Genomic DNA, 14,909 nt, shown 5'->3' with positions numbered 1-14,909 from the left:
AAGCAAATTTCAGTAAATTAGTTCATACATACAGCAGAGGTAGTTCTAGTAACTAAATATTTGGTTCAACCGGCGAAATTTGGGGTCTTAGCGGCGGAGTTACAAATCTTACCGGAAAAATACATAGATTTTTAATAATAAGTAAAATATGTAACAATTGGGAGTGATGTTTCGTTTCATACACAAAGGAGGGATGGCTGTGACAGAAATTGAATTAATCGAAAGAGCTCAGCAAGGAGACAAAGACGCCTATATAGAGCTAATCCGAATACATCAACGAACAGTTGAAAAATTTGCCTTTCAATGCGGCGTTCATAGTAATGATTTAGCAGATGTTTCACAGGAGGTATTTGTGAAGCTCTATCGTTTTTTAGATCAATTTAAGCAGGATCGTTTTACGACATGGCTCTATAAAATCACATTGAATGCCACGCGTGATTATTATCGCAAAGAACAACGAGAGCAGGTAAAGGAAGAAAGGCTAAATGCTCAGCAACAAATGCCCTCATCTTCCGCAGAAAAGCATGTCCTTAATTTTGAGGAGGATAGGCTATTACATAATGCTATTAAAGCACTTGATGAAAAATATCGTTATCCTATCATATTATTTTACTTTCATGAATTAAAGTATGAGGAAATAGCGGAGGTATTAAATATTTCGTTATCAACTGTCAAAGTTCGTCTTTTACGTGCAAAGGAAAAGCTCAAAGCGGGGTTATTGCAAGAGGGGAGTGTTGAAAATGGATGATAAACAATTTGAAAAACGAATGGAACTTCTAAAAAAATCCTATGATCGTATGGAACCACAGTTAGATCCAGAAGCCGTTTTCGCACAAATCGAGGCAGAAAATGCAACACAACAATCACCAGAAACAGTAACAACAAAAAAGCCCCCTTCAAGATGGCAAAAGCCAACTGTCTGGATAGCAAGCATTGCAAGTGTACTTTTATTAAGTGTTTTTGTTTCGTCGTATGTTATGAATCCGTCTACGTTTGATCAAACTGCTGGACAAAACCAAAAACAGAAACAAGAACAAGAATATAACGAATGGCTTTCAAACCTTACAAAAAAATATCAAGAAAAGCGTGAGCATATGCGTAAAGAGCTCGACATACCAGAGAAAGAGTTTAGTGAAATAGTTCAAATTGCAGATAATGAATTGTACGATTTATCTAAAAGAAAAGAGATGATTTTAAGACTACAGAACGCAAATGATGACTTTAGAAAAGGAGTAGAAACAGATATATTGGATAATCTACAAACACCACGTGAGCGAATACAGAGTATAGAAACTTACGCAGATCCAATGTCATATAAAGAATCTTATTACTTTTATAGTAAATATTCTTACTCAGTAGAAGAAATCGCACACTATTATTCTAATAAGCTTGCTCAGTATGAAAAAGTATTATCTCAAAAACCAAAAAGTCTCCCAGAAGACCTAAATAAATTAATTGCTACGGCTAAAAAGCAAGATTTTGAATTGCAATATAATGGACAAAGTTATAGTTTTCGACCAAATCCTGTATTCGGGAAAGACGCGCCCGAATACATTGATCGCCTTCACCCAAGTGTATTAGGATATTTTAAATACTTGGCTACTGGCACATTACTTGTTGGTGGGGATTTACTCTATTCTATAGAGGATTCGGCAACTATTCTGCGTCTTTATGAAAAAACACTTGTAGCAGATAATTCTACAGACATGGATAATTTTAACGTATTGAAGGGAGAGTTTGAAAATGCATGGCTTACCATTTTTAAAGGGACTGACACTAATCCAATTCGTACAAAAACTGGGCAATATAAGCCTGAATACATGAATCTATTAACGATTATTGCGAATGGCGAATATGGTGAGGCAATGAGCAAAACAGCTCAATTAATACTAGATGAAATAAAGTTAACTGGACAATCTAAAACTCTAGAACAGTTAACAACATACGATATATGGATGGGAATTTTATATGCACGAGAAGACTTATTTATGCAGACGGAGGATGGGACAACAAGTATAGCAATTAATGATGGTTGGATTGAGCAAACTAAAACTCTTTACAATTCGTATGTAGAGACGGGGGATGATACAATTATTGACACATTAAATCCAATTAATATCGTTAGTTTATTTTTATATGCACATGGAATCGGGGATCGAGAAGTAGCTCAAAGACTATTAACTGATGATTTAGATATAAATACAGTTGTACAGTTTGATGGGATGGAAAAATTTAAAGCTCTTCATGAAATAGAGGGGGCGTCACTTACTATTAATGCCGCTGTAAAAAATGCGGCGCATGGAGAAATTGGACAGCGATTATCCTTTAAATTAACCTCTGTAGTAAATAAAAATGGTGAGCAACATTACCTAATTAGTGCTATTAACGAATAAAGAGATTTTTTGCCCCGCTAATACACGTATGTTATAATTTATGGTGATATATACGTAGCAAACAAAAAGAAAGTGGGCAAAGTTTATGGTAAAAAAATATGAATTAGGAGACGTGTTGAACGGAAAAGTTACAGGTATTCAGCCGTACGGTGCATTTGTTGCGCTTGACGAAGATACACAAGGTCTTGTGCATATTTCCGAAATTACGTACGGCTTTGTAAAGGACGTTAGTGAATTTTTGTCAGTTGGGCAAGAGGTAGAAGTGAAGATACTTGAAATCGATGAAGATGCCGAAAAAATTAGTTTATCGATTCGTGCTTTGCAGGAGCGCCCAGCAACATTGCGTAAAAAAGATGTACTACCACGTAAATCATTGCAGGACCGTGTAGATGAATCGGATGCAAATGGTTTTAATTCCCTAAAAGATAAATTACAAGACTGGATCGAGCAGTCAGGACAATAAAGTGAAACTTTAATCAGTGGGGGTTCTTTATCCCCACTGATTATTAGTATTCACCAATCGGGCTTTTGCAGGCAGTTATTGTACCTAACTTCTTTGCTTTTGCTGAAATTTGAGGCGACCTGACGCTTTAATTTCGGTACAGATAAATTACTGCCTGTTAATGCGGGGTAAAGTGAAACTTTAATCAGTGGGGAGTTCTTTATCCCCACTGATTATTAGTATTCACCAATCGGGCATTTACAGGCAGTTATTTTACCTAACTTCTTTGCTTTTGCTGAAATTTGAGGCGACCTGACGCTTCAATTTCGGTACAGATAATTACTGCCTGTTAATGAGGGGAAAAAACGAGGAGGCTTTCAAGTATGAAGGCATCCTCGTTTTTTTGTATTCAATTATAGCTGAAAATTATTGATTCTTTATTTTTCGAATTCGATATTGTAGGTTTTGACGACTCATGCCAAGCGCACTAGCGGCCTTTGTAATATTGCCTTCATATAAATTTAAGACGTTTTGCACATAATATGATTCGGCTTCACGTAAATAAGCATCGAGTGGCATAACATCATTTTGTTGCTGGAACATAAAGAATTCTGGCTCGTGATTGGATGTGTCTTGCTGCTGTACCTTAAAGCGAAAATGCATGGGAAGTAAATCTGAGATAACTGTTGATTCAGTGGTCATAAACGACACAATTTCATCTAGTAATAGCTCGAGCTCCTTTAAATTTCCTGGCCAATCATATTGCAAAAATAAATCCCGTACATCAGGTGCTAGTTCCGCGATATTTGAAGCAAAGCGTTCTCGATGGCGGCTAAAGTAATCATCTACAAACGGAAGAATATCCTCTTTTCGATCTGTTAAATTTGGGATGGTGATGGCCATTGTTGCAAAGAAATAATACAGCGATTTTGAAAGTTTCTTCTCTGCGATTAATGTAATGGGATCGCTTCCTACACTCCCAATGAGCATGTATTTAGACTGTGGAAGAGATTGTAATATCTCTAATAGTTGCTCTTGAATGTCTAGACTTAAAAAATCAATGCGTTCAAAGAAAAAAGTATATGACTTGTCATCCTGTAAGAGCTCTTGTAATTTATCTAAAACAGATTGAGCAGAACGACGACTCACTAAAGTTACAAATGCTTCAGGGTCAGTCGATGCTGCATGGTGCATGCCTTCTGCTACTAAATCCTTTCCTGTCCCCGATTCCCCAATTAGTAATACCGGTAATTTCACAGCTGCTGCTTTTTTTGCATTTGCGATAACTTGTTGCATCGATTCGGAAACAGCTGTAATCATATCGAATGTTAAAGGTTCACCATATCGACGAAGGGGCTGATAAACTAATTTTTCGAGTGATGTAATGTCACGAGCAAATTCGATAGCTCCAATTAGTTTATTTTTGACATAAAGTGGGAAAGTATCATTAATAGTTGTAATTTCATGACCATTTTTATTCCAATAAGTTTGTTTTACATTAATTTCTTTTTTTCCTGTTTGTAATACACGCATTAAAGTACTTTCATGCTGGCGGAAGGAAAACATTTCAATAACAGAACGATCTGCTAATTCATCAATATGAAATCCTTCAATTTCTTTCATCTTTGTATTATAAATAATTGTTTTGCCGGAAAGGTCTACAGCATGAATACCAACAGATACATTTGTTGCAATAAACTCATAAAAAGGGAGTATGGGTTCAGAATTTTTCATAAAATGTGCACCTCAAAAAATTTTTTACTTGAAATATGCAACAAAATTTTGCATTATAATAAGTGTAAGAATATTCTAAACGCAAAAATATTTTGCGTCAACGTTTTTTGCACACTTAAAACACATCTCACGAGGGAGGATTTAGTATGATTTCATACAAACACGAACCATTCACAGATTTTACTCAAGAGGCAAATAACAAAGCATATTTAGAGGCATTAAATAAAGTAGAGAGTTATTTAGGTCAAGACTATCCACTTATTATCGGTGGCGAACGTATTACTACAGAAGATAAAATCGTTTCATATAATCCTGCAAAGAAAACAGAAGTAATTGGTCGCGTATCAAAAGCGAACAAAGAACTAGCTGAAAAAGCGATGCAAGCTGCAGACGAAACATTTAAAACTTGGAAAAAAGTAGATCCAGCCATTCGTGCTGATGTACTATTCAAAGCAGCGGCAATTATCCGTCGTCGTAAACATGAATTCTCTGCACTTTTAACAAAAGAAGCAGGTAAACCATGGGCTGAAGCTGATGCAGATACTGCAGAAGCAATCGATTTCTTAGAATACTATGGTCGTCAAATGTTACGTATTAAAGAAGGTCAACCTGTAGAAAGCCGTCCAGGTGAATACAACCGTTATGACTATATTCCATTAGGTATTGGGATTGTTATTTCACCATGGAACTTCCCATTCGCAATTATGGCAGGGACAACAGTTGCAGCTTTAGTAACAGGTAACACGGTATTATTAAAACCAGCTTCAACAACACCTGTAGTTGCTTATAAATTTATCGAAGTATTAGAGCAAGCTGGTCTTCCAGCAGGTGCAGTGAACTTTGTACCAGGTTCTGGTGCAGAAGTAGGTGACTACTTAGTTGATCATCCGAAAACACGCTTCATCAGCTTCACAGGATCTCGTGATGTAGGCTTACGTATTAACCAACGTGCATCTGTATTAAATGACGGTCAAATTTGGATTAAACGTGTTATCGCTGAAATGGGCGGTAAAGATACAATCGTAGTTGATAAAGAAGCAGATCTTGAGCTTGCAGCACAATCTATCGTAAAATCAGCATTTGGCTTCTCTGGTCAAAAATGTTCAGCATGTTCTCGTGTTGTTATCGTTGAAGATGTCTATGACCAAGTCGTTGAACGTGTAGTTGAATTAACAAACACGTTAACAGTTGGTGACCCATCAGACTTCAACAATTTCATGGCAACAGTTATTGACCAAGCAGCTTTCAATAAAGTGACAGAGTACATTGAAATTGGTAAAGGTGAAGGTCGCCTTGTTGCAGGTGGTACAGCTGATGATTCAGTTGGTTACTTCATCCAACCAACAGTATTTGCAGACGTAGCTCCTTCTGCACGAGTTATGAAAGAAGAAATCTTTGGACCAGTTGTAGCCATTACAAAAGCTAAAGATTTCGATCAAGCAATTGATATTGCAAATGATACTGAATACGGCTTAACTGGTGCGGTTATTACAAATAATCGTATGAACTTAGAAAAAGCACGTGAAGATTTCCATGTAGGTAACTTATACTTTAACCGTGGCTGTACTGGTGCAATCGTTGGTTACCAACCATTCGGAGGCTTCAATATGTCAGGTACAGACTCAAAAGCAGGTGGCCCTGACTATCTACAACTTCACATGCAAGCAAAAACAACTTCTGAAATGCTTTAATGTTTAAAAAATAATTAGTTAGATGATAAGGCTATAAGTAGATCATTTTAAAAGAGAGAATCTGCGACACTCCTCCTGGGAAAGCAAACCCGGCAAGAACCGCAGACGCTAATGTCGAGGCGGCTTACCGAGGAGTAGCGAGCAGATTCTTGTTTTTTCTATATTCAGAAAATGCTGATGAATAAAATTATTCCTATTTAGTTTATAGAAGAACAGTCTTCCATAGATTTTTCATCATGAAAGTAAGGAGAGAATATTACATGACAAAAACAGAACAAGTTATTGAACAAACTCAAAATTTTGGTGCTGCAAACTATCACCCGCTACCAATCGTCATTTCAGAGGCTGAAGGTGCTTGGGTAAAAGATCCAGAAGGTAACAAATACTTAGATATGCTATCAGCTTACTCTGCTGTGAATCAGGGACATCGTCATCCAAAAATTATCGCTGCGTTAAAAGAACAAGCTGATAAAGTAACTTTAACTTCTCGTGCATTTTATAGCGAAAACCTTGGTGAATGGTATGAGCTTGTTGGTAAATTAACGAATAAACAGATGGTATTACCGATGAATACAGGTGCAGAAGCGGTAGAAACTGCATTTAAAGCAGCTCGTCGTTGGGCATATGATGTAAAAGGTGTAGAGGATGGCAAGGCTGAAATCATTGCATGTAATGGTAACTTCCATGGTCGTACAATGCTTGCTGTATCTTTATCATCTGACGAAGAATATCGTCGTGGCTTCGGTCCAATGTTACCGAATGTTAAGTTAGTAGATTACGGTAACCTAGAAGCATTAAAAGCTGCAATTACTCCAAACACAGCAGCGTTTTTAATTGAACCAATCCAAGGTGAAGCTGGTATCGTTATTCCATCTGAAGGCTTCTTAAAAGCAGCTCGCGAGCTATGCCGTGAAAACAATGTTTTATTCATTGCAGATGAAATCCAAGCTGGTTTAGCGCGTACAGGTAAAATGTTTGCATGTGATTGGGAAGAAGTAGAGCCAGATATGTACATCCTAGGTAAAGCTTTAGGTGGTGGTGTATTCCCGATTTCTTGTGTAGCTGCAAATCGTGAAATCTTAGGTGTATTCAATCCAGGATCACACGGTTCAACGTTCGGTGGTAATCCTTTAGCATGTGCTGTATCTATTGCTTCAATTAAAGTATTACTAGATGAAAAATTAGCAGAGCGTTCACACCAACTTGGTGAATACTTTAAAGGCAAATTAAAAGAAATCAATAACCCAGTAATTAAAGAAGTTCGTGGGCGTGGTTTATTTATCGGAATGGAATTAACAGAGGCAGCACGTCCATACTGTGAAAAGCTTAAAGAATTAGGTTTATTATGTAAAGAAACACATGATACAGTCATTCGATTTGCACCACCACTTGTTATTTCACAAGAAGATTTGGATTGGTCAATCGAACAAATTGAAAAAGTATTTAATATTTAACAAAATGTTCACATTTTAATTCGGAAGTATGTTACAATGATGCCGATATACTATCATTAAAAAAAACAAAGAGGCGATTTAATATGTCTGAAAACTTAAATCTGTTCACATCAACTCAAGTAGTTATTCAAGAGGCTCTAAATAGACTTGGCTATGACGAAGCAATGTATGAATTATTAAAGGAACCGCTTCGTATGCTACAAGTACGCATTCCAGTGAAAATGGATGATGGTACAACAAAAGTATTTACTGGTTATCGTGCACAACATAATGATGCAGTAGGACCAACTAAAGGTGGGGTACGTTTCCATCCAGCAGTATCTGAGGAGGAAGTTAAAGCGCTTTCAATGTGGATGACATTGAAATGTGGTATCGTGGATCTACCTTACGGTGGTGGTAAAGGCGGTGTCATCTGTGACCCTCGTCAAATGTCTATGGATGAAATCGAAAAATTGAGCCGTGGATATGTACGTGCAGTTAGTCAAATCGTAGGACCAACAAAAGATATTCCTGCGCCAGACGTATTTACGAATGCACAAATTATGGCTTGGATGATGGATGAATACAGCCGTATGGACGAATTCAACTCACCAGGTTTCATCACAGGTAAGCCACTAGTGCTTGGTGGTTCTCAAGGTCGTGACCGTGCAACTGCACAAGGTGTAACAATCGTTATTCAAGAAGCAGCGAAAAAACGTGGCATTGAAATTAAAGGTGCACGCGTTGTTATCCAAGGCTTCGGTAACGCAGGTAGCTTCCTTGCGAAATTTATGCATGATTTAGGCGCGAAAGTAATCGGTATTTCAGATGCTTATGGTGCACTACATGATCCTGAAGGTTTAGATATCGACTATTTATTAGATCGTCGTGATAGCTTCGGTACTGTAACAACATTATTTGAAAATACAATTTCAAACAAAGAATTATTAGAACTTGATTGTGATATTCTAGTGCCAGCTGCTATCGAGAACCAAATTACTGCTGACAACGCAAACAACGTTAAAGCAAACATCGTCGTAGAAGCAGCGAACGGTCCGACAACTGCTGAAGCAACTAGAATTTTAACTGATCGTGGCATTTTACTTGTACCAGACGTATTAGCATCGGCTGGTGGTGTAACAGTTTCTTACTTCGAATGGGTACAAAATAACCAAGGTTATTACTGGACAGAAGAAGAAGTTGAAGAACGTCTATACAAAAAAATGGTTGATGCATTTGAAAACGTTTATACAACAGCAACAACACGTAACATTAACATGCGTTTAGCAGCTTATATGGTAGGTGTTCGCCGCACTGCAGAAGCTTCTCGCTTCCGTGGATGGGTTTAATCAAAACTTAAATATGAAACGAGTCATTCCTTCAATAATGGGATGACTCGTTTTTTCTTTTTTTATTCGTCTGAATAAGATGTTCAAGACGTTGCTCTAACACCATCTTTTTTCTTTTCGCTCTTTCCTTATTTGCAGTATGCACATAAGTATGAAACTTCCAACAATAATAACGACACAGCTAATAATCACAATAATAAGCATAAATAAAATTCCTTTTGTTTCATGTAATAAGCTTTTACTATACATGGGCTAACTGAACAAAATCTGAACAGACGGATAGAACTGTTGAGGCGATGGATAGGGTGGACGAACTGATGGATAGTTTATGAAGAGCATATGTCCAAAGTTTAATCTTTGCTTTCATCAACAGAAATATGAGAAAATCCAACTAGAAAGGGGCGAATTGAATGGATTCATTTACATTTTATAACCCAGTGAAGTTACATTTTGGTGAAGAAGCACTAGAAAAGCTATCTAATGAGTTAGCGCAGTATGGTAAAAAGGTGTTAGTTGTATATGGTGGAGGCAGCATTAAGAAAAATGGTGTATACAATGCAGTCATCGAGAAATTACAAGAAGCGGATAAAACGATATTTGAATTAAGCGGTGTAGAGCCAAATCCACGTGTGGAAACAGCAAGACTGGGTATTGATCTTTGTAAAAAAGAAGGAATTGATCTAGTTCTAGCTGTTGGTGGCGGTTCTGTCATTGATTGTTCTAAGTTAATAGTCGCTGGTGCAAAATATGATGGCGATGCTTGGGATATTGTAAAGCGTAAAGTATTTGTGCAGGACGCTTTACCGCTTGGGACGGTATTAACGCTAGCTGCAACAGGTTCTGAAATGAACTCGGGCTCTGTTATTACAAACGCTGCGACAGAAGAAAAATTAAGCTGGGGAAGCCCTGCTGTATTCCCGAAATTTTCGATTTTAAATCCAGCAAATACAGTGACAGTACCAAAAAATCATACAGTTTACGGTATTGTTGATATGATGTCGCATGTACTTGAACAATATTTCCATAATACGACGAATACACCGATTACAGATGAAATGTGTGAGGGAGTATTACGGACAGTCATTACAACAGCGCCTAAATTAATAGAAGATTTAGAGAATATCAAGTTACGCGAAACGATTTTATTAGCCGGAACAATTGGGTTAAATGGATTCTTATCAATTGGCTCTCGCGGTGATTGGGCGTCACATAATATTGAGCACGCTGTATCTGCAGTTTACGATATTCCGCACGCAGGTGGTTTAGCGATATTACAACCACATTGGATGCGTCTAAGTGTACCTGTGAATCCAGAGCGTTTTGCAGGCATTGCAACACGCGTTTTCGGTGTCGACGCTACAGGTAAGTCACAAGAAGAGGTTGCATACGAAGGAATTGATCGTTTATCGGCGTTCTGGACTTCGATAGGAGCCCCGAATCGCCTTGCAGATTATGAAATCGATGATTCGAAATTTAACCAAATTGTAGAGCATGCTATGCAAAATGGACCTTTTGGAAACTTCAACAAATTACTGGAAGAAGATGTTCGTACAATTTTGCAAAACTCACTTTAATATTGAAAATGGATATGAGACTACACGATGTAGTCTCGTATTTTTTTAGGCATGTTGATTAGGAAAATGTAGGTTCAGATTTTGTTGTGGATATTTTACCTTCGTCTCAAAGCAAAGCTTCTTGCGAGAAAGAGAGTGGTTCGTAGTGAAAATTTGCGTCTTCTAATTAGTTTTGGTGATGTTTCTTATTGGAACTTGTTGTGCGAATTCTCAAATCTACAAAAATCTAAGTAAATAACTAATTATAGAATTGTTCAGATTCTGTTCAACTATGTTTATTAAAATAAAGACAATAATAAACTAGGATGGAGAGAGAGTAAATGTTGAAACAATTGCTTGAAGATCGCGGTGTCACATTGCGATGCATAGAGACGTCATTTCAGCAGCATGTTTATAAAATACAAAATGGTGTAAAAGTATTGGGAATTGAAGCGAAATCACTGCAAGTTGAGAATAATCAAATTGTCTCGGGATATATACTTGATCAAAATATTTTTTTGAAAAGCTTACAATTTGGTCAAACGAATATTACCTTTACAGATGGTGTAAATAAAGCAAGTGTACAAGTGTTTGTACGTCCTTCTGGGGAAATCGTTGTAGAAGTGAAACCTTATTTAGGGGATGCTGAAATAGTGCAAGTTTATTATCGAACAATATTAGCAGATACAGCTATCGCGATTGATTTAAAAGGTGCTTTAAAACATTATTTGATGTCTTATCAAATGATGAATAATGATGATTCGATTGCAGAGGTCCATTATCAATCTATGCATCCTAATGTATTGAAAGATTCTTATGCTGGTAATTTCATTTTAGGTTGCTATGCAGACGGAAGAAGGATTACAAATGCAGAAGAATATGCATTGGCTAATCGATTAGCAACATTAAAATTTTCAAAAATCGTTATTGAACAGCACGGTGTAAAAAAGATTATCGCATTAAAAATGGTATTAACTTTTAAGATTACAAATCAAATTTTGTAAGTAATGAAGAGATACAATTAAACGAGAACAAAGTCAGAGTCATCTAGTACAAGTATAAAAAATAGCCAACTGCCTGAAATATGGCAATTGGCTATTTATCTTATTTAGAAAAAATGTTTTGGATAATGATGTTATTGTTTGAATGTTGAGTTTACCGGTCTTTCGCCAATATGCACCCAATCAAGTTTCCCATTATCCTCATCAAATAAAATGGCCACTTTTGATACGCCCTTCTGACTTAAAAGGACCTCTGTTAAATGGTCGCGTACATCATCTAGAAAAGCGAGTGATAGGTTGGGATCAGCTTCGGCAACTAATTCAACATGTAAAAATTCACCTTCTTTAACGACTTCTAAGCGAACAATATCTTTAATATTTGGATCGTCCATAACAAGGTGAGCAATATGATTGAGCATTTCTTCGTCAGTTTCACCAATAACTCCACGTGCATTATCAAGGAAAACTTTTGCTACTACATAGAACATCATACAGCCAATAATCATTGAAACAAGTCCTTCTATTCTTGTCCAGCCTGTAAAATGTGCGATTAAAATAGCAGCGAAGGCCAAGACATTACCTCCTGTAGCAACTAAGTCTTCCATAAATACTAATTTTGTAGCTGGTTTTGCACGATTTAAATAGGGGATGGCTTTAGGAATAGCTGTTATTATCCCCGTTTTTTCCTGCCCAGCCTCATGTAGTATTTCAACGGCAGCCTTCGCAAGAACTGACCCTTCTAAAACAATACCGATTAATAATACGCCAAGTGCAATGAGCATTCCTTTAGATTCTCCAGCAGGATGCATAAAATGATGCAAGCCTTCTTTTATAGTCTCATAAGAAAGAATTGCCACGATAATAACTGCAAAAAGACAAACTAAATTTACAATTCGGCCAAAGCCTCCAGGAAATTGTTTTGTCGGTGCTTTTTTTGAAAGCGCCGAGCCGATATAAACGAATAATTGGTTTGCTGCATCTCCTAGAGAGTGCATCATTTCTGCAAACATGGCAACATTACCTGTAAAGAAGAAGGCAGCACCTTTAATAATTCCTAAAAAGGCATTGACAACCGCTGCCAGCAGAGAAGGTTTATTACCGTTTTTTAATAGTTTCAATATTTCTGCCACGAAAGAATCCTCCAACTAATTTAAAATTTCCATTTCGATTTTTTCTATATAAGGTAGTGCTCGTAATGAACGATAAAATGACAATAAGTTATCAGAGATAATTAAAGATAGGCGTAAATCTAATTCGTGAAAAACGTTATCATGATTTGGAATATCTAGAATGCGCATGTTCTCGATGACAATATTGTTTTCCTTGAGAAATTGTAGAAAGGATTCACTATTGTCATCGTTGTTAATTTGAACTTTCAATGATATTTCTCGCATGCGAATCCTTTTTGGTCCTATTTTCATTAGAAACGGCGATAAAACCTCAATTCCGAAAACAATGATAATAACAGCTAATGTAGCATCCATATAGAAGCCTGCACCAACTGCAATTCCTATCCCGGCTGCTCCCCAAATCATTGCTGCAGTTGTTAAACCTGAAATGCTATCATTCCCACGTCTTAAAATAACACCTGCTCCCAGAAATCCAATTCCACTAACAATTTGGGCAGCCAAGCGTAGAGGGTCCATTGTAATATTAACGCCTGATCTTGGGGGTGTTGAGTAGGCGGTTTCAATCGAAATGATTGTTAATAAACAGCTAAATGTAGCGATAACTAAGCTGGTTTTTAATCCTACAGGCTTCTTTTTTAATTCTCTTTCAATGCCGATTACTAAACTTAATGTGGCTGCGATTACTAATTTTATGCCAACTTCATATGTAATCAAATTTTCAAAGGTCTCCATACGCAACCCTCCTCAGATATTTCGTATTGCTAAGAGATATGCAAGGTGTCATTATTATATGTACATTACTTTTTTGTATTGTACATCACGATAGTAATGAAGTATAAGTATTTTTAATTTCTTGAGCAGATATTTTTGTAGAGAAAGTGAAGCGTCAGCTACAAATGGTTTTGGAAGCGAAAGCAATCCGGAGGTAATTATGCTCATATATAAGTGGTTGGAGGATGATTTTATGGAGAAACCGAAAATTCATCCATACATCCCTATTTTTATTGGAGTTATTTCTGTATCTTTATCTGCCGTATTTGTAAAATTAGCAAATGCAGAAGCAGGGGTTATTGCATTTTACCGTATGTTGTTTTCAGTACTAATAATGGCTCCTCTATTTTTTTTGAAGTACACTAATGAGATAAAGAAATTAAGAATACGTGATTGGCTATTTTCTTCAGTTGCAGGTGTTTTTTAGCCTTCCATTTTATCTTGTGGTTTGAATCACTCAATTTCACTTCGGTAGCAAGTTCTACAGTTTTGGTTGCACTACAGCCATTGTTTGCATTTTTAGGTACATATTTTTTCTTTAAAGAGAAAATTACTCTGAAAACCATATTAGCAGGAGCGATTGCTATTGCTGGTAGTATTTTAATTAGTTGGGGAGATTTTAAACTTAGCGGTACTGCATTTTATGGAGACATGCTTGCTCTTGTTGCATGCGTACTTGTTACATCTTACTTTTTATTTGGACAAGATGTACGTAAGAGGTTATCTCTTGTGACTTATACGATGATTGTTTATGCTGTTAGTACAATTACGTTATTCGTCTACGTTCTTATTAATGGTGAATCGTTCGGCCCTTATTCTAATATGGACTGGATATGGTTTATTTTATTAGCGATAGTTCCTAACTTATTAGGTCATACTTTATTTAATTGGTCTATCAAATACGTCAGTACAAATGTAGTCTCCATTGCGATATTATTTGAACCAATTGGCGCGGCCATTTTAGCTCTTCTAATTTTTAAAGAGTATTTAATAGCCACACAAATTATTGGTGGAGTAATTGTTCTAGTAGGAATTCTATTGTTTGTAGTCGATGAGAAAAAGATTTTTAATTTTTTTTCGAAAAAAGCTTGATTTTAAAAATGATATATTATATATTATTACTTGTCCTTAACAAGAAGGACGACTTGAAAAAAAGATTTTAAAAAAGATTTTAAAAAAGTTGTTGACTTCTTGTTGAATACAAGTTATGATAATAAAGTCGCTGAAAACAACGACGAAATGAACCTTGAAAACTGAACAAGCAAAACGTAATCAATAAAGTTTTTAGTAGCTGACCTCAAGTTAGTGAACGAAACAAAATTTTGGACATCAAACATGATGCCAGCAAAACAATTTGAGCTAATCAAATTTCTTTTTATGGAGAGTTTGATCCTGGCTCAGGACGAACGCTG

General features: G+C 36.5%; 11 protein-coding genes and 1 pseudogene. 9 read left to right on the top strand and 3 right to left on the bottom strand.

Features of this window, described 5'->3' with window-relative positions; translation table 11 throughout:
* Positions 1-199 precede the first annotated feature (199 nt).
* From ACQKMV_RS07085 to yugI, 3 genes are all read left to right on the top strand, one after another.
* Positions 200-748 (top strand): RNA polymerase sigma factor, encoded by a 549-nt coding sequence (locus ACQKMV_RS07085; protein ID WP_427503123.1) that lies wholly within the window; start codon positions 200-202, stop codon positions 746-748.
* Complete coding sequence (locus ACQKMV_RS07080) at positions 741-2,393, top strand: hypothetical protein (protein ID WP_427503122.1); 1,653 nt, start codon at positions 741-743, stop codon at positions 2,391-2,393. The genes ACQKMV_RS07085 and ACQKMV_RS07080 overlap by 8 nt, the downstream gene beginning before the upstream one ends.
* 85 nt (positions 2,394-2,478) lie before the next feature.
* Positions 2,479-2,856: a S1 domain-containing post-transcriptional regulator GSP13 gene (gene yugI / locus ACQKMV_RS07075; RefSeq protein WP_427426509.1), complete on the top strand. Its 378-nt coding sequence runs from the start codon at positions 2,479-2,481 to the stop codon at positions 2,854-2,856.
* Positions 2,857-3,261: 405 nt separating this feature from the next.
* Here yugI and ACQKMV_RS07070 read toward each other — a convergent pair whose 3' ends face one another.
* Positions 3,262-4,569, bottom strand: coding sequence for a sigma 54-interacting transcriptional regulator (locus ACQKMV_RS07070; protein ID WP_427503121.1), 1,308 nt, complete (start codon positions 4,567-4,569; stop codon positions 3,262-3,264).
* A 146-nt stretch (positions 4,570-4,715) separates the two neighbouring features.
* On the opposite strand from ACQKMV_RS07070, the gene pruA reads away from it, so the two are divergent.
* The 5 genes from pruA to ACQKMV_RS07045 all read left to right on the top strand — a co-directional run bounded on the left by pruA (position 4,716) and on the right by ACQKMV_RS07045 (position 11,599).
* Positions 4,716-6,260, top strand: coding sequence for an L-glutamate gamma-semialdehyde dehydrogenase (gene pruA / locus ACQKMV_RS07065; RefSeq protein ID WP_427426511.1), 1,545 nt, complete (start codon positions 4,716-4,718; stop codon positions 6,258-6,260).
* Positions 6,261-6,520: 260 nt separating this feature from the next.
* Positions 6,521-7,714: an ornithine--oxo-acid transaminase gene (locus ACQKMV_RS07060; RefSeq protein WP_427426512.1), complete on the top strand. Its 1,194-nt coding sequence runs from the start codon at positions 6,521-6,523 to the stop codon at positions 7,712-7,714.
* Between the two features lie 83 nt (positions 7,715-7,797).
* Positions 7,798-9,042: a Glu/Leu/Phe/Val family dehydrogenase gene (locus ACQKMV_RS07055; protein WP_427503120.1), complete on the top strand. Its 1,245-nt coding sequence runs from the start codon at positions 7,798-7,800 to the stop codon at positions 9,040-9,042.
* Between the two features lie 410 nt (positions 9,043-9,452).
* Positions 9,453-10,616, top strand: a complete 1,164-nt coding sequence (locus ACQKMV_RS07050) for an iron-containing alcohol dehydrogenase (RefSeq protein WP_427503118.1) — start codon at positions 9,453-9,455, stop codon at positions 10,614-10,616.
* 320 nt (positions 10,617-10,936) lie between these two features.
* The gene (locus ACQKMV_RS07045) at positions 10,937-11,599 is read left to right on the top strand and encodes a hypothetical protein (RefSeq protein WP_427503116.1); all 663 of its coding nucleotides are present in this window, start codon (positions 10,937-10,939) and stop codon (positions 11,597-11,599) included.
* A gap of 131 nt (positions 11,600-11,730) precedes the next feature.
* On the opposite strand, the gene ACQKMV_RS07040 is transcribed toward ACQKMV_RS07045, so the two are convergent.
* Both ACQKMV_RS07040 and ACQKMV_RS07035 read right to left on the bottom strand, forming a co-directional pair.
* Entirely contained in the window at positions 11,731-12,726 is a 996-nt protein-coding gene (locus tag ACQKMV_RS07040) for a cation diffusion facilitator family transporter (RefSeq protein ID WP_427503115.1), read from the bottom strand.
* A 15-nt stretch (positions 12,727-12,741) separates the two neighbouring features.
* Positions 12,742-13,458, bottom strand: a complete 717-nt coding sequence (locus ACQKMV_RS07035) for an MgtC/SapB family protein (protein WP_427426518.1) — start codon at positions 13,456-13,458, stop codon at positions 12,742-12,744.
* Between the two features lie 232 nt (positions 13,459-13,690).
* Between ACQKMV_RS07035 and ACQKMV_RS07030 the strand changes: the two are divergent.
* A pseudogene (locus ACQKMV_RS07030) lies at positions 13,691-14,589 on the top strand (DMT family transporter).
* Positions 14,590-14,909 lie beyond the last annotated feature (320 nt).

Source organism: Lysinibacillus sp. NPDC094403 (genome assembly GCF_050278745.1).
Lineage (GTDB): Bacteria > Bacillota > Bacilli > Bacillales_A > Planococcaceae > Lysinibacillus.
This window is presented reverse-complemented; position numbering and strand designations above follow the sequence as displayed.

What these genes read in the sequence shown, in the direction of transcription:
- ACQKMV_RS07080 (WP_427503122.1), top strand. Translation starts at nt 741, where the DNA reads ATGGATGATAAACAATTTGAAAAACGAATGGAACTTCTAAAAAAATCC.
- yugI (WP_427426509.1), top strand. Translation starts at nt 2,479, where the DNA reads ATGGTAAAAAAATATGAATTAGGAGACGTGTTGAACGGAAAAGTTACA.
- ACQKMV_RS07070 (WP_427503121.1), bottom strand. Translation starts at nt 4,569, where the DNA reads ATGAAAAATTCTGAACCCATACTCCCTTTTTATGAGTTTATTGCAACA.
- pruA (WP_427426511.1), top strand. Translation starts at nt 4,716, where the DNA reads ATGATTTCATACAAACACGAACCATTCACAGATTTTACTCAAGAGGCA.
- ACQKMV_RS07060 (WP_427426512.1), top strand. Translation starts at nt 6,521, where the DNA reads ATGACAAAAACAGAACAAGTTATTGAACAAACTCAAAATTTTGGTGCT.
- ACQKMV_RS07055 (WP_427503120.1), top strand. Translation starts at nt 7,798, where the DNA reads ATGTCTGAAAACTTAAATCTGTTCACATCAACTCAAGTAGTTATTCAA.
- ACQKMV_RS07050 (WP_427503118.1), top strand. Translation starts at nt 9,453, where the DNA reads ATGGATTCATTTACATTTTATAACCCAGTGAAGTTACATTTTGGTGAA.
- ACQKMV_RS07045 (WP_427503116.1), top strand. Translation starts at nt 10,937, where the DNA reads ATGTTGAAACAATTGCTTGAAGATCGCGGTGTCACATTGCGATGCATA.
- ACQKMV_RS07035 (WP_427426518.1), bottom strand. Translation starts at nt 13,458, where the DNA reads ATGGAGACCTTTGAAAATTTGATTACATATGAAGTTGGCATAAAATTA.